Source organism: Gottfriedia acidiceleris (genome assembly GCF_023115465.1).
Lineage (GTDB): Bacteria > Bacillota > Bacilli > Bacillales > Bacillaceae_G > Gottfriedia > Gottfriedia acidiceleris_B.
This window is the reverse complement of record NZ_CP096034.1, coordinates 1559182-1579416: the sequence shown is the minus strand read 5'-3', so window position 1 is coordinate 1579416 and position 20235 is coordinate 1559182. Positions and strand designations below refer to the sequence as shown.

Below are 20235 nucleotides of genomic sequence, written 5' to 3'. Positions count from 1 at the left end.
CACACTTCTTTTTTTTTGCTAAAATATTTATTAGTCCAAGCTCCTAGTAGGAATATTCGTTGTGGACAAGCATATAGTCTACAAAAGGAGTGATTATTAATGAAAAAAATAGCTTTTTTACTAGGTTCTTTATTGCTTGCATATATAATATTCTTTGACCTACAAGTAGGGACAATCCCAACTAAACATATTGCTACAGTGGCAAAAGCCACAAAATCTGAAACAAAATCAACCTCACTTCCAAAATATGAGAAAATTCAAGTTAAAAACGGTGACACTGTTTTAGGAATTATTGAAGACCTTAATCCTGATTTTAACCAGCCAATTAGCCAAATTACAAAAGATTTTAGCGCATTAAACAATGGACTTTCACCTACTAAAATTCAAAGTGGAAAATCATATAAATTCCCAATTTACTCTTCACAAAAATAAAATTTGTGATATATTTCTTTAGAACCAGTTGATAAAATGAGTAATCATGAAGAAAATATGATAATGTAGATTTATAAAAAATAGAAATAAAGTTATTTTTGAAGGAGCGAGTTACTCGTGAACGAAATTACACATAGAAGTAAAACACGTGCAGTTAAAGTAGGTAATGTAGTTGTTGGTGGAGCAAATGAAATCTCAATCCAAAGTATGACAACGACAAAAACACACGATGTTGAAGCAACAGTTGCAGAAATTAAACGACTTGAAGAAGCTGGATGTCAGATTGTTCGAGTTGCAGTACCAGACGAAAGAGCTGCAAATGCAATTGCCGATATAAAAAAACAAATTAACATACCACTTGTTGCAGATATACACTTTGATTATAAATTAGCCTTAAAAGCAATTGAAGGCGGAGTAGATAAAATAAGAATTAATCCAGGTAATATCGGTCGTAAAGAAAAAGTTGAGGCAGTAGTAAATGCTGCTAAAGCTAAAGGAATTCCGATTCGTATCGGTGTTAATGCTGGTTCATTAGAAAAACGAATCTTAGAGAAATACGGTTACCCAACTGCTGATGGAATGGTTGAAAGTGCATTACATCATATTAAAATCCTTGAAGATTTAGATTTCCATGACATCATCGTTTCGATGAAAGCATCAGATGTAAACCTTGCAATTGAAGCATATGAAAAAGCATCAAAAGCTTTCGATTATCCTTTACATTTAGGTATTACTGAATCTGGTACTTTGTTTGCTGGTACAGTTAAGAGTGCTGCTGGTTTAGGTGCAATCATTAGTAAAGGGATCGGAAATACAATGCGTATCTCATTAAGCGCAGATCCAGTTGAAGAAGTAAAAGTTGCAAGAGAATTACTTAAATCTTTCGGTTTATCTTCAAATGCTGCAACATTAATTTCATGTCCTACATGTGGTCGTATCGAAATTGACCTTATTAGTATCGCAAATGATGTTGAAGAATACATTTCGACACTAAAAGTACCAATTAAAGTTGCCGTACTTGGATGCGCAGTAAACGGTCCTGGTGAAGCACGCGAAGCAGACATTGGTATTGCTGGAGCTCGTGGTGAAGGATTACTATTCCGTCACGGGGAAATCGTACGTAAAGTACCAGAAGCAACAATGGTTGAAGAACTAAAACGCGAAATCGACATCATTGCCAAAGAAAAACTAGCTGAACTAGAAGCAGCAAAAGGTTAATAATAACAAAAAGGTTAAGGACACTGCTCCTTAACCTTTTTTATTCTTTTCCTATCTTTCTCAAATCGAATAATCTTGAGGAATAAATACTTTCAATTCATTAGGACGGACAAATACCCTTTCTCCAAGTTGAATTTTTAGTTCGTAAAATAATTCGTTCATGAGTTCGATTTCAACATAATCATTTGTATCCTCCCGTAGAACTTCCACATATACGATCGGTCCAACAGCATGAATATGGGTTACGATTGCACTGATCGATGTTTGATTTGTTTCAAATTTTTCAATTGTAATTTGATGGGGACGAACATACCCCGTAATCTCTTTATGTTCTTTATGTTCTTGCTCAACTAGTTCTGGTAATGGGATTTCTAATCCTCCACTTATTAAGCTTCCCTTATTTATCCTTCCATGAAATAAATTTACTTTGCCAAGAAAATCATAAACAAACGGACTTGCTGGTGTATGATAAACTTCTTCAGGTGTTCCGATTTGTTCAATTGTCCCACCATTCATAATGACAACTCGATCTGCAACTTCTAGCGCTTCCTCTTGATCATGCGTTACAAATATACTCGTAATATGAATTTCATCATGGAGTTTACGTAACCATCTTCTTAGATCCTTTCGAACTTTTGCATCTAATGCCCCAAATGGTTCATCTAATAATAATACACTTGGTTCAACAGCTAATGCTCTAGCTAATGCAACGCGTTGTCTTTGTCCACCAGATAATTGAGAAGGAAATCGATTTGCAAAGCTTTCTAATTTTACTAGTGAGAGTAATTCCATCACTTTCTCATTAATTTTTCTTTTTAAAGGACGGGTAGCTCTTGGTCTAACTTTTAAACCAAATGCAATATTTTCAAAAACAGTCATATGCTGAAATAAAGCATAATGCTGGAATACAAATCCTACATTTCTTTCTTTTACCTGCACATTTGCTACATCCTGATCTTCAAAAAATATTTCACCCAAATCTGGATTTTCTAATCCGGCAATTATTCGCAACAATGTTGTTTTACCCGACCCGGATGGACCTAATAAAGCAACCAATTCCCCTTTTTTAATATTTAAATCAATTCCTTTTAAGGCAGTTTCATTTTCATAACTTTTCATTACATTTGAAACTTTAATTGACATACAATCCTCTCCTATTGTTTCTCTTCCTTTAGAACTTTCCATTCAATGATATTTTTAATAACTAATGTCAGAATCGCAAAAATGGACATGAGTGACGCAACTGTATATGCTTGTGGAAATTGGTACTCATTATACAAATTTTCAATATGAAGTGGCATTGTAATTGTTTCTCCGCGAATATGTCCTGATACAACTGATACAGCACCAAATTCTCCAACCGCTCTTGCATTGCATAATATAACGCCATACAAAAGTCCCCATTTAATTTTCGGAAGTGTTACCTTCCAAAAAATATGCCATCCGTTCGCACCCAAAGTTAGTGCAGCTTCTTCTTCAGCACTCCCTGTTGCTTGCATAACTGCAATTAATTCTTTCGCTACAAAAGGCAGTGTGACAAAAATTGTTGCTAAAACAATTCCCGGGGTTGAAAAAATGATTTTCAAATTATGTTCCTTTAACCATCCACCAAAAATCCCATTATTCGGACTAAATAAAAGAACAAATAAAAATCCTGCTACAACAGGTGATACTGCAAACGGAAGTTCAAGTAAAGTTACTAATATATTTTTTCCTTTAAAATTAAATTTCGTTGTAGCCCACGCAATTGAAACACCAAAAATCGCATTAAGCGGTAACGTAATAATCGTTACGAAAAAAGTCAATTTAATTGCTGCTAACGTCTCATCATTTACAATCGCTTCTTTATAAACTCCAAAACCATCTTGTAAAGCCTTTATAAAAATTGAAACTAATGGTAGAAATAAAAATAGCGCTAAAAAAAGTATGACAATACTAATCAAAATGATTGGAATCGTATTGACCTGTAATTTTACTTTTTTCTCGTTACTAGCATTCACTTCTATTTTTCTTTCGATCTTATATTCTCTTTCCATTCTTAACTTTTACCCCCTTGAACAAAAGCACGATTTGCGTATCTTTGAAAAATACTAATGATCAATAAGAGTAAGAAAGAGGTTACTAATAATACAACTGCAAGTGCGGTTGCACCCGAGTAATCATATTGTTCTAATTTTGTCATAATTAACAATGGTGTAATTTCAGTCTTCATTGGCATATTTCCAGAAATAAATACGACAGAGCCATACTCACCTAAGGATCTTGCGAATGCTAAAGAAAATCCCGTCAATAATGCTGGTAAAATGCTTGGAAAAATTACCTTCCAAAAAATTTGAAAACGGTTTGCCCCTAGACTTGCTGCTGCTTCCTCAACATCTTTTTGAAAATTTTCAAGAACAGGTTGAACCATTCTAACTACAAATGGTAACCCGATAAATGTAAGAGCTATAATAATCCCGAGTGGTGTATAAGCAATTTTGAAAGAGAAAAATTTTCCAACCCAACCATCAGGAGAATATAATGTAGTTAAAGTAATTCCAGCAACTGCAGTCGGTAATGCAAAAGGTAAATCAATGAATGCATCTACAATTCGTTTTCCAGGAAAACGATACCGTACAAGCACCCAAGCTACTAATAAACCAAAAACAGCATTAATAATGGCAGCAATAAAGGCCGTTCCAAAACTTACTTTATAAGACATTAGTACTCTATGTTCACTAACAATTTTAATAAATTTTGACCAACCTATATCGAAAGAATGTAAGAACAGCATCGATACCGGGAGAAAAATAAAAAAACTTATATATAATATTGAAAATCCAAAGGTTAATCCAAATCCAGGTAGGATTCTTTTCCGCTTCTTAAACAAATTCTGTCAATCCTCCTTAAAATAAAAATCAAATAAAGAAGACTTGGCTTAGGCTCTAGTAAAACGCCCAATAAAGTCCAATGTCCTCCTTATTTTCCAATTACGTGATTATTGATAGATTTGGTCGAATACTCCGCCATCATCAAAATGCTTCGATTGAGCTTTATCCCATCCTCCGAAATCTTTATCAATTGTTAATAATGGCAGGCTAGGATATTGTTCACTATATTTTGCTAGTATCTCTTTATCTCTCGGACGATAATAATTTTCGGCAATGATTTTTTGACCTTCTTTGCTATAAAGATAAGATAAGTACGCCTTTGCCACTTCTTCAGTTTTCTTTTCCTTCACATTTTTATCAACAACCGCAACAGGTGGCTCAGCTAGAATACTAATCGAAGGATATTCAATTTTATATTTCCCCTCACCTAATTCCTTCACTGAAAGTAATGCTTCATTTTCCCATGCAATTAATACATCGCCAATTCCTTTTTCAACAAATGTAGTTGTAGAACCACGTGCGCCAGTATCTAATACAGGAACGTTTTTATATAATTTCTTCATAAACGCTTTTACTTTATTCTCATCACCATTATATTTTTTGTCTGCATATCCCCAAGCAGCTAAATAATTCCACCTTGCACCACCCGAAGTTTTAGGATTTGGAGTAATTACTTGAACTCCTTTTTTCGTTAAATCATCCCAATCCTTAATATTTTTCGGATTTCCTTTCCTTACTAAAAAAACAATTGTTGATGTATAAGGAGTTGAATTGTATTTAAATTCTTTTTGCCAATTTGGGGATAATAGTTGTGCCTTTTCATTGATCGAGTCAATATCATATCCAAGAGCTAGTGTAACTACATCAGCATCTAAACCGTCGATTACTGCCCTAGCTTGTTTTCCAGAACCACCATGAGACTGTTTAATTGTTACAGTTTGGTTATGTTCTTTTTCCCAATATTTACTAAAAGCCTTATTATAATTTTCATATAATTCACGAGTAGGATCATAAGAAACATTTAACAGTTCCACTTTTTTATTTGCTGCTTCAGTATTAGTAGTCTCAGATTTATCATCCTTCAAGGTCGCATACAATACTCCCGAAACTGCTAATACAACAACTACCGAGCTAATAATCCATTTCTTTGCCCCCACAATGATCTGCCCCTCTCAATTTCAATTTTCCGATTTTTATTTGTACCCATCCATACACTTCAACACATTAAAATCTCCCCTTTAAGGCACAAATGTAAAGAAAACTCGTCGATTGCCAAACCTTTTAGGCGAAGCAGAGACGTAGTTGCACTTATACTTTATTCCTATAATTGGCAGCTACCCGAGTACTCTTCATAGTTGCCAATATCCTTTTTAAAGTGCAAAAAGACCCTTAACTAATGAAAATAGTTAAGGGCCTTTGGTCTTCCAATCAGCCATATTGATTTTTTATATAAGCTTAATAATAAACATACTATTCCTATGTGTCAACTATGATTTTAGAAAATTTTAAATTATTTCTCTTATTTTTCACTTTTTATTCGATCCTCATTGTATACTCATTATATTTAATATATACATTAAATTTTATGGAGGATTTCATGCTAGTCGAGTCATATTTTAAACACATCCGTTTAAATAAAACCCAAACAATTTCATATTCCTCATTAAAACAAATTCATAAGCACCACTTACTTTCAATACCATTTGAAAATATCGATATTATCTACCAAATACCTCTCTCAATGAATCCTTCTGAAATTATGAAAAAAATAGCTACAGGTAAGCGTGGTGGAATTTGTTATGAAACGAATTCATTACTTTTTTCAGTTCTACAAGAATTAGGTTTCAATGTATCATTTATATCAACTAGATTTTGGAATGATGAAAAACAATGTTGGAATCCCGAATTCTCACATTTATCTATATTAGTAAAAATTGACGATCAAAACTATCTCGCAGACGTAGGAATTGGTGGCGGTTTTTTAGAACCACTCTTGCTTCGTGACCATTATGAATACTCAGATCCAAATGGATCCTATCGAATGCTCGAACAAGACAATTCGAATTTCATACTTCAAAAATTCAATGGAACTTGGAAGGATTTACTCTTCATTTCAATTATTCCAAAACAGCTCAAACAATTCGAAGAACAATTTCATTACTACCAAACTAGTAATGAAACAATATTCACCCAATATAGAATCGTCAACTTATTAACGAAAGAAGGAAGAATATCATTATCAGATCACCAATTAAAAGTAACCAAAAATCATAGAATCTGTATAACTGAAATAAAAAGTCAAGATGAGTGGCAATCCATTTTTAATATTCTATTTCATCAAAAAGCAGAAATAAAAGAGTAACCGATTTTGCCATGCCCTAAAACATTTTCCCCTTATTCCCTCTACTCCTCGAGCTACTAATAATTTAGTTAATTTTGCACAAATTAACAGTAATCGAAGTGAAGGGAGCAAATAAATTGAAAAATAACGAAAAGCAAAACAGCATTATAAGAGAAAGAAGAGAAGACGAAATAAATAATATAAATCAGAGCAAACAAAATAACAAACCACTTCCTCAGCCAAAGGATATTGAAGAAATAGAATACTAAAAAAATAAACCTTCTACATTAGAAGGTTTTATTTTTATCATTTCATTTTACTAATCATACGAATCACTTCTTCTACTATATAAGGTACTTCTTCAAATGCATTTCTCATATGTAGCCTCTCAGTTAACTTATGAGCATCCTTTCCGAATGGTCCTATATTTAACACTGGGGCATTTAATTTTTCCATTAAACTAAAAGGTAAAGTATAACTGTCTCCCCATACAGGTGTGTTCAACTCGAATGCTGTCCACCCGCCAGTCGAATCACTGTAATTAACATAACTTAAGTCACTTATTCCATTAAAATAGTGAATACGTTTTACAGGTAAATTAAACTGGTAACTAGCAAGCTCAGAAGAAAATTGAATACACTTCTCCACTAACTCATCTCCAGTAGAATTTATTGCTGGATAATACGGTGGTGCAAATAAAATGATAATAGCAGGTGCAAGCTCCTGACATTCAATCATTAAATTGTCTGCAATTCTAAAGGACTTCTCACGATCATCCCACTCACTGTGCGAGTGAATTTCTTTTTTAAGATTTAACACATAATCCTCGCCGAGTTTCCTAATCGCATATTGCTGTAAGTCTGTATATTGGATTACTTTTACTTTCCCAACTGCTTTTACGTTATGTTTTTTACACATATTTTCATATTCAAAATTACATTCTTCAGCAGCTTCTTGTGCTTTTTTTTCGAATAAATTAAAAACTTCAGAAGCATTTCTTTTCATTAAAAACACATTGTATAGCGCACATGAACGAAAAGGTGTTTGAGTCGAATAATCTAACCTCAAGTCCTTCTGCTGTAATGTAACAGGTAACGGAGTCTTCTCACCAAAATCACTCTCTTGAAACTCGTCATTCCACTCCATTTTTCTAGTTAAAAAAGATGCAATATATGGTGATGTTATGCCACTTAATGGTTCTCCGGCATGAGTTTCTTTCCCATAAAATAAAGCTGCAGGCATTATTTTACCAATTGTACCAGAGTAAATATAATACTTTGGATCTCCAGGTTCTTGTGAAAATACGGGCTCACCATTTAAAAATAATTTAAAATTCAAATCATATTCTTCCTGAAGATTTACAAGTGTTGAGACCGCGTCACGCATTCCAGCCGAATTTACCTCTTCATCAGGAACAGTTACTAATAAAAGATTAATTGGCCATTCCTCAATACTAGCTTTCTCAATAAGACTCATATGCATCGCAAGTCCCATTTTCATATCCATCGAACCACGACCAAATAAATATTCACCAGAACTCAAATCACTTTGAACTTCTTTAGATAATTCATTTAGCCTTTCATGAAATGCATTTGTTAAATCCTCTGTTTTTGTAGACAGAAATTCAAGCTCACCATATTCTTCTGTATTTACAGTATCAAAATGACTTATAAGACAAATCGTATCTTTTACATCTGGCTTTTTATACAATGCAGTTAAAAATTTACGACCTTTATCTGAATCATGTAACCTCAGTTGATTTGGTAATTCTTTAAAATATTGTAAAGCTGATAGCTTGTTAAATAAATTAATAGGAAATTGCCGTTCCCCATCTGTCAGTGTTATACTTTTCCAACTTACTAGTTCTGTAAGTAATGTTTTCAAGTTTTCAGGTGAATTCCATAACATCTTTTTCATATCTGTCCCCCAAAATCATTCTGTAATTTAAGTTTCAATATCTCTAATTGGAAATGGGTAATTCGATCAATATCTCACCTATTCTATAAATGTAACTTAATACCTTTTTTAAATAGTAAAAACGGTAAAAAATAAAAAACCATCTATTTCTAGATGGAAAAATTAATATCAGTATATAAACTTGATTGTCAGATGATACAAGTGCTTGGCAAGGAATTCTAACGCTTAATATTGAGTACCATTTATATTCCACACAATAAATGTACACACAAAAATTAGTCCAAATAAGAACATTAATATAAATCCCGATAATTTTGCTAACCCTTTTTCTTCTTTTATAATTGCTACTACACCAGTAATTAAACTCGCAAAAAGACAAATATAATAAATATAAAATGCTATAACCCTTATTGTATGTAAAGTTTCGATTGAAAATGCAAAAATCGCACTAATTAAACTACCTAAAACAAAGAAGTATGCTAACTTACCGATTTTTTGACTAAACTTAATTACTCCATTTGTAATAATGCCAAAACAACTAATTAATGAAAGCAAAAAAATCCCTTCTAAGATTTTTCTGCTAACAATTGGCAATGAGTTCGGAAAATGTCCTATAAACGAAATAAATATAACAAACAATAATATGAAGACATTTCTTCTATATTTTTTGAGCTCCTGCAAACCACTCAGCCTCCTAGGCTATAAGTTTATTAAACATCTTGCCCTAATGCATACTATTCAACAATAGAGGCAATTCCCCTCTATTTAACTGATAAATTAACAAATAAAAAAAGAACAAAAGTTCTCGTATTATGTCGAAAAACTTTAAAACACCCTATATTGCAAACGTACGTTCTATACTTTATAATTTGGATATGGATAGAATAGAATATGGTAATGGATAGACAAGCGTTTTAGAATAGTTAAGTTTCTTTCTCATTAACAAAATTTATTTTTAAACAAGGAGTGAAGTGGAACATGTCATTAGAATTAATCCCTTATTTAATCATGGACGGAAATGCTCAAGAAGCAATCAATTTTTATGAAAAAGCACTGGATGCAAAGGTATTATTTAGTCAAACTTATGGAGATGTTGGAGACGATTCAGAAGGAAAGATCCCGTCTGATGCTAAGAATTTAATCATGCACGCAACGATCCAAATCGGAGAATCAGTATTAATGCTTTCAGATACTTATCCTGGTTACCCGTTCCAAAGTGGAAACCAAGTAACAATTTGTATTTCTACAAATGAAATTGAAATTTCAAAACGATTTTTTGAAGGACTTTCAGAAGGTGGCGAAGTAGAATTACCATTACAAGATACTGGATTTAGCCCATGTTATGGTAAAGTAGTCGACAAATTTGGCGTATTATTCCAAGTATTTACACACCCTGCTGGGCAGCAATAATATCATTTATTAATTCCTATTCTTAAACACATTGCTTGTTACATAGTTCTAAACTTCCATGTTCTAAAAAATTCTTAGTTATTATTTCATACATAATTTAAAAGCAAAAAACGACTCGGCCAAATATGTCAGAGTCGTTTTAATATTTTATATTCTTCTTTGTATATGCCTTACAACGTTCGTAACTAATTTTCTTGGCATAAATCGAACAGAATGTGCTAGTATTTTATTCGTCATACCAGGAATCACAATTGTCTTTCCATCTCTAAATCCCCTATATGCTACTTTAGCAACATCTTTTACATTCCCTACTCCACTTTGGAATAAATTTGATTCATGCATGTTGGCACGTTTTCCAAAATTCGTTTCTGTTGCACCAGGACAAACAGCTGTTACTTTAACATTTGTTCCTTTCATTTCATTCGAAAGTGCTTCCGTAAAAGAAAGAACATAAGACTTTGTAGCATAATAAACAGCCATTAATGGTCCAGGCTGAAATGCTGCAGTAGATGCAATATTCATTACCCCACCTTTATTTCGATCAATCATCCCTTTTAAAAACAGTTTTGTAAGATGTGTAACCGTACGAATATTTAAATCAATCATGTTTAACTCTTCGTCTAAATTTGTAGTTGCAAACTCCCCAAATAATCCAAAACCAGCATTATTCACTAAATAATCAACTTGAATCTTTTCAGCTTTTAATTCCCTTTGTAAAGAAACTATTTCCTCTTCCTTAGATAAATCCTTTGAATATAGATGAATCTTTCCTTTCGACATTAATTCAATTTCACTTTTTACTTCCATTAAATTATCAATTGATCTTGCTACTAAAACTAAATCGAACCCATCCCTTGCAAATAAAATAGCTAATTCTTTACCAATTCCTCCGGATGCACCTGTTATTAATACAGTCTCATTTAACTTCATCGTTATTTCTCCTACTCTTCACATTTATATTCTTTATCATTTAATCACAATTAAGATTATACGTTTAAACATTTAAACATATATGATGAAACTTACTATACCTTATAAAAGAAAAAAAGACAATAATTTTTCAATAGGATCTGTTAAAGCAGTTTGTCAGATTGGTTTCTTATGGAAAAAAGAGAAATTCCTCCAAATAACAGAAACTAACTATTTAGATATAATTAGAATGTAATTTAATAAAAATTATGAGGTGGAAAATGGAAATGGAAAAGTTATCTAACATGGATTTACGCCTAAAATAAATAGAGAGTACAACTGTACTCTCTAAAGTGGATAGAATTCAACTACATTCTGGACAAAGACCGTATATTTCAAATTTATGACTTTGTACTGTATAACCTGGTAAATCAACAGATAAATTGTCCATAGGGCATCTATAAATACTTTTTGTATTACCACAATCTAAACAAATAAAATGATGATGATGCTCTGAAGAAGAACACTTCGATCGAAAACGTTTTTCACCTTCTAGTTCTGTAACTTCCACTACATCAACCTCAATAAATGTTGATAAGTTACGATAGATCGTATCGAAGCTAAGTCCTTTGTATTTATCTTTTAATGCTTGTTGAATATCTCTTGCAGTTACATATTTATTTTGCCTAAAAATATATTCAAGCATATCATATCGTTTAGGCGTATTTTTGAAGCCTCTTTCTTTTAATAGTTTTGATGCATCTGCTAATTTCATTTAATCACTACCTTTTACTCGTTCTTAATTTCTTCAAACCTAAAGTAAAAATAAGAATAAGGATTTGCAGGATCACAATCGTACCACCAGGCGCGAGATTTAAATTATAAGAAAGCAAAATACCTGCAACAACTGAAAACTCTCCGAAAATAATTGAAAAAATAATTGTTTGCTTAAATCCCTTCGAAATTCGTATGCTCGCTGCTACTGGTAAAGTCATTAGAGAAGATACTAATAAAACACCTACGACTCTCATAGAAATGGACACTACTAAAGCAACTAATAAGATAAACAAATAATGAATCCATTTTGCATTAATACCTGACGCAACTGCATATTCTTCATCAAATGATAGTAGAAACAATTCTTTATAAAGTACTATGATAGATATTACTACAAAAACAGCTATAATTATGACAGTAATTAAATCTTCTTGTGACACGGCACTTACGCTACCGAATAAATAACTAAATAGATCCGTATTAAATCCATTAGCTAATGAAATTAAAATGACACCTAATCCCATTCCTCCTGAAAGAATGATTGGAATTGCTAACTCTTGATAATGTTTATAAACACTTCTTAGTTTTTCAATTAAAAATGCTCCTGCAACTGAAAATGTCATCCCCATAAATAATGGGCTAATAAAGCCTGATGTAAAGAAATACTTTTCAAGTAAAAGACTTGCTGCAACTCCTGATAAAGTCACGTGACTCAATGCATCAGAAATAAGTGATAATCTCCTAAATACAACAAATACACCTAATAATGGAGCCATCACTCCAATTATCATACCAGTGATTAATGTATTTCTCAGAAAATCATAATGAAAGAAATCCATCATATTCGATCTCCTCCATTCTCGTGATTGTGAGATAGTACATGCACAGAATGACCATATAGAAGAGACAAATCCTTCTCAGTAGCGTCTTTAAACTTATCTCGACTACCATGGAAGTGTAGTCGTTTATTTAAACATGCAACATGTGATACTTTATCAGTAATAATGCCTATGTCATGTGAAACTAATAATAAAGTAATACCAAGCTTAGTATTTAAATCGCTAAGTAATTGATAAAAGCTTTCTACATTTTCAGCATCTACCCCAACGGTTGGTTCATCGAGTATTAATAGTTCGGGATTACTTACAAGTGCTCGCGCAATAAAGACACGCTGTTGTTGTCCACCTGAAAGTTCGCCGATATTACGATTTGCAAATTCATACATTCCAACTGATTTTAACGCTTCAGCGACTTTTTGTTTATCCGAATTTTTAAAACCGTTAAACAATCCAATTTTAGAAACAAGACCTAATGATACTACTTCAAAAACCGATGCTGGAAATCCAGAGTTAAAACTATTCGCTTTTTGAGATACATAACCGATCTTATCCCAACTTTTCATTTTTCGAATATCTGTACCAAATATCTCTATTTTTCCTTCATCTGGTTGTTGGATACCTAATATACATTTTAGTAAAGTTGATTTGCCACTACCGTTTGGACCAACTAAACCTAAAAAGTCTCCTTTTTTTACTAGAAGATTAATGTCTGTTAATACCTTTTGACGTTCATAGCTATAAGACAAATCTTCAATTTTAATGATATCTTGACTCATTTATTAAAACACCTTCATCTATTTAGGAATAATTACGTTTTACTTCAAGTTCTTAGTATAAGAGAATACTTCTTATTTGTAAACAAAGAAAACTCGGCAAAATATTTATTAGTTTTTTAATTAATTTCATCTTTATCAAAATTTTAAATCCCTTAATTTTCCAAACAAAGTCTTTAATGTTTTTTTAATAAACAAGTCTTATCACTTTGTGACAAAAAATACAATATGTTACAATTAACATATAATTCTAGATAAAGAGGTGGTTTTTTGAACGCAATTACACATCGTAAGCTTTCAAACTTTAAGATTATTAGACGGGGGTTTTTTATTACATTAGGAGCTGCATTGATGGCAGCTTGCTTAAAAGCATTCTTTATTCCAACTGATATCATTGATGGTGGAATCGTAGGTATCTCTCTGATCCTCTCCCATATTACTTCGATTAATCTCGGTATTTTTCTATTCTTGTTAAACTTACCTTTTGTAATAGTAGGTTATAAGCAAATCGGTAAAACATTCGCTATATCAACTTTATTTGGTATCACTGTTCTTTCAGTATTTACCTCTCTTTTTAAGGACATTCCTCATTTAACTAATGACCCTTTACTAGCTGCATTATTTGGTGGATTAGGTTTAGGAATTGGCGTAGGCTTAGTAATTCGTAATGGTGGCTCACTTGATGGGACTGAAATTATAGGTATACTTTTAACAAAATCATCACCTTTTTCAATTGGTGAGGTTGTTATGGCATTTAATGTATTTATTCTCGGAAGTGCAGGATTTGTATTTGGATGGGATAATGCTATGTACTCATTAATTGCCTATTATGTAGCATTTAAAACGATTGATCTAACAATTGAAGGGTTCCAGGATACTAAATCCGTTTGGATCATTAGTGATAATGATAAAGAAATAGGTGATGCATTAAATGCCCGATTAGGTCGAGGAGTTACATATTTTCATGGTGAAGGTGGCTATATGGGTGAAGATAAAAAAATCATCTTTACAGTCATTTCAAGACTTGAAGAAGCAAAATTAAAATCGATTGTTGAAGACTATGATGAAAATGCTTTTGTAGCAATCGGTAATATAGCTGATGTTAAAGGTGGAAAGTTTAAGAAGAAAGCAATCCATTAATAGTAAACAATTAAGCTTGAATTCTAACATGAATTCAAGCTTTTCTATTTTAATAGTTTCATTGAGTTGTTCAGTTACTTCCGCATCTCTACTCCTCAGTTATCCAATAATAAGAAGCGTTTTTATTCGCTTTCAAATCTCCATGTGAAATCGCTGAAACCTCATAGTTTTCTAACGCTCTCTCTCCCACTATTTTACATATTTTTTGAAAAATCAATCGAGATTAGTGTCCTATGCACATTATTTATAATAACCTTTCATAAAATTTATTGATGAAATATTCCACCTAAGAGGAGGTTCAGAATGAATATTATCCAAACTCTCATAAATAAAAAGGTAAATAGTATAACACCAAAGGATTTATTAAAATTAAGCCAGCAATATCAAGTGTATATTACGCCAGATCAAGCCAATAAAGTGGCTGCAATATTAAACGGGAAAAATTATAATATTTACGACGCTGAACATAAAAAACAAATTCTTTCCCAAATTGCAAATGTTACCTCTAAAGCCACTGCACAACAAGTTGATATTATTTTTCAAAAGCTAACTTAAGCTTGGTTAAAATGTTCATTAAAAAACTTTAATTTATAACTCGACTCATTTCACAAGTCATATAATGCTCATACAAAGAAATCACCTAACTATTCTAAAACGAAATGAGAGGGATTAATATGGATTTGCATGAGCTACATTATGAAATAATTTATTTAGACAAAGAAACAGATGACGAAGTGAAATTCAAACACCTGTTTCATATGGATGATTTAAGCCATAACTTAGCTCTTAATATCGCAAGTAGTTTAATCGAACGTGACAAGGCACATGTGGTCTATATTAAATTAATGCACTTAGACGAACATGATCACGAATTAGTTAGTAATGTTGTCACTGTGAAAAGAATTAAAGATGGAAAAATAATTGCTTCATATTTGGATAGTAAGTTAAAAAAGGTTGTAGAAATACAATTATAAACTAAATCGAATGGGGCTGTCTCATAAGTTGGATTAACTAACTGACATATGGGTGCCCTTTTTTTATTACTAGTGTTAATAGGGGATCTCTCTATTTTGCTTTCAATTTGATTATTTTATATTTATTTGCGATTCTCTAATTTTAATTGCAGTTTTAGCGATTTTAATTGTGATTTTCAGATTTTATTTGCAGTCGAATGAGAAAATAAAGAAAACCAGCCCATTATTTAAATTGAGCTGGTTTCTTTCAATTAAGCTTTCAATAATTCTTGAATTAAGTTTTCATTGAATTCTTGATTGCGTAACATTTCAATTTCTAATTTATAAGGTGGTACTTTGTTGTTTTTATCTTCACCAACATATGGAGTTTCTAAAATTTTAGGGATGTCCATTAGTTGCGGATGATGAACAATGTAGTTTAATGCTTTAAATCCAATCGACCCAAAGCCAATGTTCTCGTGTCGGTCTTTGCGACTTCCCTTTGGATTTTTACTATCGTTAATATGAAGTACTTTTATTTTATCGACCCCAATTAATTGATCGAATTGCTGTAAGACACCATCAAAGTCATTTACGATATCATAACCAGCGTCATTAATATGGCATGTATCAAAACAAACTGATAATTTATCGTTGTAGTGTACACCTTCCATAATTCTCGCTATTTCTTCGAATGATTTACCACATTCTGAACCTTTTCCAGCCATCGTTTCAAGCGCAATTTGTACTGGAGTTTCAGCTGTTAATACTTCATTTAAACCTTGAATAATTCTGTCAATACCAGCATCTTCACCAGCGCCTACGTGAGCACCTGGATGTAATACAATTTGTTTTGCTCCTAATGCTGCAGTACGGTCTATTTCTTTTTGTAAAAATTCAACACCTAATTCATAGGTAGCTGGATTTGTAGTATTTCCAATATTGATAATATATGGTGCATGGACTACTATATCAGCAATTCCATTTTCAGCCATATGTTTTAAACCCGCTTCAATATTTAAATCTTCAATTGCTTTACGACGTGTATTTTGAGGCGCACCTGTATATACCATAAATGTATTAGCACCATAGCTTGCAGCTTCTTCACTAGCGGCCAAAAACATCTTCTTACCGCTCATTGAAACATGAGATCCTATTCGTAACATTCTTTCAGCTCCTACCTTAATTAATCATAGTACCATTTTAACATGAAAATGAATGATGGTTAAATTGTTCGCCTGCTTATAAAAGAAAAAGAAAGGAATATTCTTCCTTTCTTTTTTCAGACTATCTACTTGTTTTTCTTTTCACTTTATTTTTAAATGATTCTCTTTGTTCATTTAGTTTACGTTTATAGCCAGGTTTAACTTTAGATGGCTTTTTGATTGCTTTACCAGCAACTGCATCTAAACTTCGATCAGTTTTTTTACGGAGCTTACGTTTTGAGCGAGGTCCTAAATCAACCCATTCACCTTTTTTAAGTTCGCGATGCTCAAATGTAATGCCACGATCTTGAAGTTTATCTAATGCTTGTTCATCTTCTTGATCATAAATTGTAATAGCAGTTCCAGAGAAGTTAGCACGCCCTGTACGACCTACACGGTGGACATAAAAGTCTAAATCTGCTGGTAGTTCAATATTTATTACATGACTTACCCCTTCAATATCGATTCCTCGGGAAGCTAGGTCTGTAGCAACAATATATTGAAACTCTAAATCTTGAATTTGCTTCATCATTTTTTTACGTTCACGAGGACTTAAATCACCGTGAATTTGACCAACTTTTAGGCCATATGATGATAATTGAGTAGCAACTTCTTCAGCCTTTTTCTTCGTATTTGTAAAAACAATTGCTAAATATGGCTGAAAACTTAATAAAATATCTTTAGCCATTTTAACTTTGTCTTTATGGCGACTTGGAACAATAATATGTTCAATTTTCTGAGCAGAAAGTTGTTGCGGATTAATATGAATATGTTCAGGATTTTCCATATACTTTTTCAAAAACGGTTTAAGCTTTTCAGGAATTGTCGCTGAAAAAACAAGCATTTGTAGTTTCTTCGGCATTTTTGATGCAACTTGGTCAACATCATGGATAAATCCCATATCTAACATTAAGTCCGCTTCATCCACTACTAAATACTTCGTAGTATGAACTAATAATACATTATCATTTACTAAATCTTTAATACGGCCAGTAGTACCGATTACGATATGTGGCTGTTTTTTAAGTTTTTCAACAGTACGTTTGTAGTCGGTTCCTCCAACGAAGTTTTTTGCAGTTAATTGCTCATCTTCTGGACAACATTCAATGATTGCTTGGACATCATTATAAATTTGAGTCGCTAATTCACGAGTTGGAGCAGTTATTACTAATTGCACTTGATCTACAGATGGATCTAATGTATTAATTGTCGGAATTAGGTATGCATGAGTCTTTCCTGACCCTGTTTGCGATTGACCGATTACACTACGTCCAGTTTTAACTTGAGGAATAATCTTTTGTTGAATTTCTGTTGGTTCTGTAAAGTGTTTCTTCTCTATCGCTTCCAAAATAAATGGTTTTAATTGAAAATTTTTAAATGAAATTGCCATATAACTCACCTTCTTAATTTAAACTTTCTATGTGATGAGGAAGCTTTCTCCTCGTACAAAATAGCTACAATTATCTATTATACAATAGATTAGCCTAATATTGCTAATTCTAATTTTTCTTTCTTCTTAAGTAGCATTTTAAATTTTATTCTGTCCTATACTAACCATTTCAAATTATGTGCATAGCCTAAGTAATAAAGAGTATTTTGGAAAGGAGGTATTAGATTGGGATTACTTGATAAATTTAAGAAAAAAAATAAACAGCCTTTTCCTATGAACGGTCCAAATTTTTATAATAGTTATCAACAGCCTTATCAAAGTTTACAAAATCCATACGGTGCAAGACCAAATTTTGATCAACGATATCCATATCCCCAATCACCGCAGCAACCTTATATGCAACATCAACAACAGTTTTATCCACCTGTCCAACAAATTGTTGGGCAACAAGGTCATTATCAACAACCAATTTCATATCAGCCGCAGTTAAACACACATCAACAATATATAAGTCAAAATAAAATCTTACAACCTGTTCCTTTTCAAAACCAGCCAGTAATGCAGCCTCAGGGCGGTAGTAATTATCAGCAACAAGGATCACAAAATCTATACCCAATGACTGGGCAACCACCCGAAAAAGAAGATGATGGCAATCCAGGGTTTTTCTCACGTTTAATGGGTGGAGACACTTCTATTACAGGTGTCATCGGTGGTATGCAAAAAGCTGTTCAAGCAGCTCAACAAGTCACGCCAATGATTCAACAATACGCTCCTGCTATTAAAAATTTCCCTTCAATCTATAAAATATTTAAAGCAGTAAATACCGACGACCCCGTCGACTCAAAAAAAAGTAAAAAAGATGATTCAAATGGAATAGTTGATGTTGTGCAGTCAGAAGAAACAAAACCAAAAAAAAGAAAAAAAGCTCCAATTAAGTCAGAAGTAGTAGAACCTTCTCATAATATTAAAGAAACTGCATCAAACATAAATCCAAAACCAAAATTGTTTATGTAAATTTTCTTTTTCTTTGTATAGTAGTATCTCCCTCCTTTATAATAAAAAATGACAACAATATTATAAAGGAGGGGCTACTCCATGAAAGTTATTAAAGTTACCCCACGAGGCTATTGCTACGGAGTTGTAGATGCAATGGTCATTGCTAGAAATGCTGCTAAAGATCCATCATTACCAAGACCAATTTATATACTTGGTATGATTGTTCATAATAAACATGTTACAGACGCATTTGAAGAAGAAGGTATCATTACTTTAGATGGTCCAAGCAGATTAGATATCCTAGATAAGATTGAAAAAGGTACTGTTATTTTTACAGCTCACGGAGTTTCTCCAGAAGTAAAATCAAAAGCAATTAAAAAAGGACTTACGACGATTGATGCGACTTGTCCAGATGTAACGAAAACACATGATTTAATTAAAGAACGAATGGCTGAAGGCTATCACTTTATTTATATTGGTAAAAAAGGACATCCGGAACCAGAGGGCGCAGTTGGAATCGCTCCTTCGATTGTTCACCTAATTCAAAATAAATCTGATATTGATGCGTTAGAAATTCCTACTGATAAAATTATCATTACCAATCAAACAACTATGAGTCAATGGGATGTAGTAGATTTAATTCAATACGCAATAAAAAAGTATCCGACTGCTCATGTTCATAAAGAAATTTGTATGGCAACTCAAGTACGTCAAGAAGCGATTGCTGATCAAGCAAGTCAAGCAGATTTAACAATTGTCGTTGGTGATCCGATGAGTAATAACTCAAATAGACTTGCTCAAGTTTCGCATGAAATTGCAGGAACAAAGGCATTTCGTATTTCAGATATAACTGAACTTCAATTAAAATGGTTAGAGGGCGTTGAGACTGTAGCAGTTACGTCTGGAGCTTCTACTCCAACACCGATAACTCGTGAGGTTATCGCATTTTTGGAGAAATATGATCCAAACGATGAAAGCACTTGGGATACAAAATCAGGAGTAGAATTAGGTAAAATACTACCTAAAGTTAGAATTAAAGACTAAACAAATAGGACTTCTGGATTT

Annotated in this window: 22 protein-coding genes; 10 read left to right on the top strand and 12 right to left on the bottom strand. The window is 32.6% G+C overall.

Going from position 1 to position 20235, the window contains the following annotated elements:
- Positions 1–99 precede the first annotated feature (99 nt).
- Both MY490_RS07455 and ispG read left to right on the top strand, forming a co-directional pair.
- A complete protein-coding gene (locus tag MY490_RS07455; protein WP_248268655.1) occupies positions 100–432 on the top strand; it encodes a hypothetical protein in 333 nt (110 codons plus the stop codon).
- 117 nt (positions 433–549) lie between these two features.
- On the top strand, positions 550–1650 hold the full coding sequence (gene ispG / locus MY490_RS07450) for a flavodoxin-dependent (E)-4-hydroxy-3-methylbut-2-enyl-diphosphate synthase (protein ID WP_056475001.1): 1101 nt from the start codon (positions 550–552) through the stop codon (positions 1648–1650).
- Positions 1651–1710: 60 nt separating this feature from the next.
- On the opposite strand, the gene MY490_RS07445 is transcribed toward ispG, so the two are convergent.
- The 4 genes from MY490_RS07445 to MY490_RS07430 all read right to left on the bottom strand — a co-directional run bounded on the left by MY490_RS07445 (position 1711) and on the right by MY490_RS07430 (position 5617).
- On the bottom strand, positions 1711–2793 hold the full coding sequence (locus MY490_RS07445; protein ID WP_248268654.1) for a sulfate/molybdate ABC transporter ATP-binding protein: 1083 nt from the start codon (positions 2791–2793) through the stop codon (positions 1711–1713).
- Positions 2794–2804: 11 nt separating this feature from the next.
- Positions 2805–3686 (bottom strand): sulfate ABC transporter permease subunit CysW, encoded by an 882-nt coding sequence (cysW, locus tag MY490_RS07440; RefSeq protein ID WP_248268653.1) that lies wholly within the window; start codon positions 3684–3686, stop codon positions 2805–2807.
- 2 nt (positions 3687–3688) lie between these two features.
- Positions 3689–4519, bottom strand: coding sequence for a sulfate ABC transporter permease subunit CysT (cysT, locus tag MY490_RS07435; RefSeq protein ID WP_248268652.1), 831 nt, complete (start codon positions 4517–4519; stop codon positions 3689–3691).
- 108 nt (positions 4520–4627) lie between these two features.
- Positions 4628–5617: a sulfate ABC transporter substrate-binding protein gene (locus tag MY490_RS07430; RefSeq protein ID WP_248269335.1), complete on the bottom strand. Its 990-nt coding sequence runs from the start codon at positions 5615–5617 to the stop codon at positions 4628–4630.
- Positions 5618–6117: 500 nt separating this feature from the next.
- Here MY490_RS07430 and MY490_RS07425 point away from each other — a divergent pair, with 500 nt between their 5' ends.
- On the top strand, positions 6118–6882 hold the full coding sequence (locus MY490_RS07425; RefSeq protein ID WP_248268651.1) for an arylamine N-acetyltransferase family protein: 765 nt from the start codon (positions 6118–6120) through the stop codon (positions 6880–6882).
- Positions 6883–6998: 116 nt separating this feature from the next.
- Complete coding sequence (locus MY490_RS22110) at positions 6999–7130, top strand: hypothetical protein (RefSeq protein WP_282439849.1); 132 nt, start codon at positions 6999–7001, stop codon at positions 7128–7130.
- Between the two features lie 37 nt (positions 7131–7167).
- Here MY490_RS22110 and MY490_RS07420 read toward each other — a convergent pair whose 3' ends face one another.
- Positions 7168–8778 (bottom strand): M20/M25/M40 family metallo-hydrolase, encoded by a 1611-nt coding sequence (locus MY490_RS07420; protein WP_248268650.1) that lies wholly within the window; start codon positions 8776–8778, stop codon positions 7168–7170.
- A gap of 225 nt (positions 8779–9003) precedes the next feature.
- The gene (locus tag MY490_RS07415; RefSeq protein ID WP_248268649.1) at positions 9004–9333 is read right to left on the bottom strand and encodes a hypothetical protein; all 330 of its coding nucleotides are present in this window, start codon (positions 9331–9333) and stop codon (positions 9004–9006) included.
- Between the two features lie 423 nt (positions 9334–9756).
- Between MY490_RS07415 and MY490_RS07410 the strand changes: the two genes are divergently transcribed.
- Positions 9757–10188 carry a VOC family protein gene (locus tag MY490_RS07410; protein ID WP_248268648.1) on the top strand — a complete coding sequence of 144 codons (432 nt, stop codon included), beginning with the start codon at positions 9757–9759 and terminating at the stop codon, positions 10186–10188.
- 147 nt (positions 10189–10335) lie between these two features.
- Here MY490_RS07410 and MY490_RS07405 read toward each other — a convergent pair whose 3' ends face one another.
- The 4 genes from MY490_RS07405 to MY490_RS07390 all read right to left on the bottom strand — a co-directional run bounded on the left by MY490_RS07405 (position 10336) and on the right by MY490_RS07390 (position 13489).
- Positions 10336–11118, bottom strand: a complete 783-nt coding sequence (locus MY490_RS07405) for an SDR family NAD(P)-dependent oxidoreductase (protein ID WP_248268647.1) — start codon at positions 11116–11118, stop codon at positions 10336–10338.
- A gap of 343 nt (positions 11119–11461) precedes the next feature.
- Positions 11462–11872 carry a Fur family transcriptional regulator gene (locus MY490_RS07400; protein ID WP_248268646.1) on the bottom strand — a complete coding sequence of 137 codons (411 nt, stop codon included), beginning with the start codon at positions 11870–11872 and terminating at the stop codon, positions 11462–11464.
- A gap of 7 nt (positions 11873–11879) precedes the next feature.
- Positions 11880–12716 (bottom strand): metal ABC transporter permease, encoded by an 837-nt coding sequence (locus tag MY490_RS07395; protein WP_248268645.1) that lies wholly within the window; start codon positions 12714–12716, stop codon positions 11880–11882.
- On the bottom strand, positions 12713–13489 hold the full coding sequence (locus MY490_RS07390; protein ID WP_097974272.1) for a metal ABC transporter ATP-binding protein: 777 nt from the start codon (positions 13487–13489) through the stop codon (positions 12713–12715). The genes MY490_RS07395 and MY490_RS07390 overlap by 4 nt, the downstream gene beginning before the upstream one ends.
- A gap of 267 nt (positions 13490–13756) precedes the next feature.
- Between MY490_RS07390 and MY490_RS07385 the strand changes: the two genes are divergently transcribed.
- The 3 genes from MY490_RS07385 (at position 13757) to MY490_RS07375 (ending at position 15600) form a co-directional block, all read left to right on the top strand.
- Complete coding sequence (locus MY490_RS07385) at positions 13757–14626, top strand: YitT family protein (RefSeq protein ID WP_248268644.1); 870 nt, start codon at positions 13757–13759, stop codon at positions 14624–14626.
- Positions 14627–14929: 303 nt separating this feature from the next.
- On the top strand, positions 14930–15181 hold the full coding sequence (locus MY490_RS07380; RefSeq protein WP_097974270.1) for a DUF2624 family protein: 252 nt from the start codon (positions 14930–14932) through the stop codon (positions 15179–15181).
- Between the two features lie 119 nt (positions 15182–15300).
- Positions 15301–15600: a hypothetical protein gene (locus MY490_RS07375; RefSeq protein WP_248268643.1), complete on the top strand. Its 300-nt coding sequence runs from the start codon at positions 15301–15303 to the stop codon at positions 15598–15600.
- Positions 15601–15851: 251 nt separating this feature from the next.
- Here MY490_RS07375 and MY490_RS07370 read toward each other — a convergent pair whose 3' ends face one another.
- Complete coding sequence (locus MY490_RS07370) at positions 15852–16745, bottom strand: deoxyribonuclease IV (protein ID WP_248268642.1); 894 nt, start codon at positions 16743–16745, stop codon at positions 15852–15854.
- Between the two features lie 121 nt (positions 16746–16866).
- On the bottom strand, positions 16867–18174 hold the full coding sequence (locus MY490_RS07365) for a DEAD/DEAH box helicase (protein WP_248268641.1): 1308 nt from the start codon (positions 18172–18174) through the stop codon (positions 16867–16869).
- 225 nt (positions 18175–18399) lie between these two features.
- Here MY490_RS07365 and vrrA point away from each other — a divergent pair, with 225 nt between their 5' ends.
- Positions 18400–19188 carry a VrrA/YqfQ family protein gene (gene vrrA, locus MY490_RS07360; protein WP_248268640.1) on the top strand — a complete coding sequence of 263 codons (789 nt, stop codon included), beginning with the start codon at positions 18400–18402 and terminating at the stop codon, positions 19186–19188.
- 81 nt (positions 19189–19269) lie between these two features.
- A complete protein-coding gene (locus tag MY490_RS07355) occupies positions 19270–20214 on the top strand; it encodes a 4-hydroxy-3-methylbut-2-enyl diphosphate reductase (RefSeq protein ID WP_248268639.1) in 945 nt (314 codons plus the stop codon).
- The last annotated feature ends 21 nt before the right edge of the window (positions 20215–20235 follow it).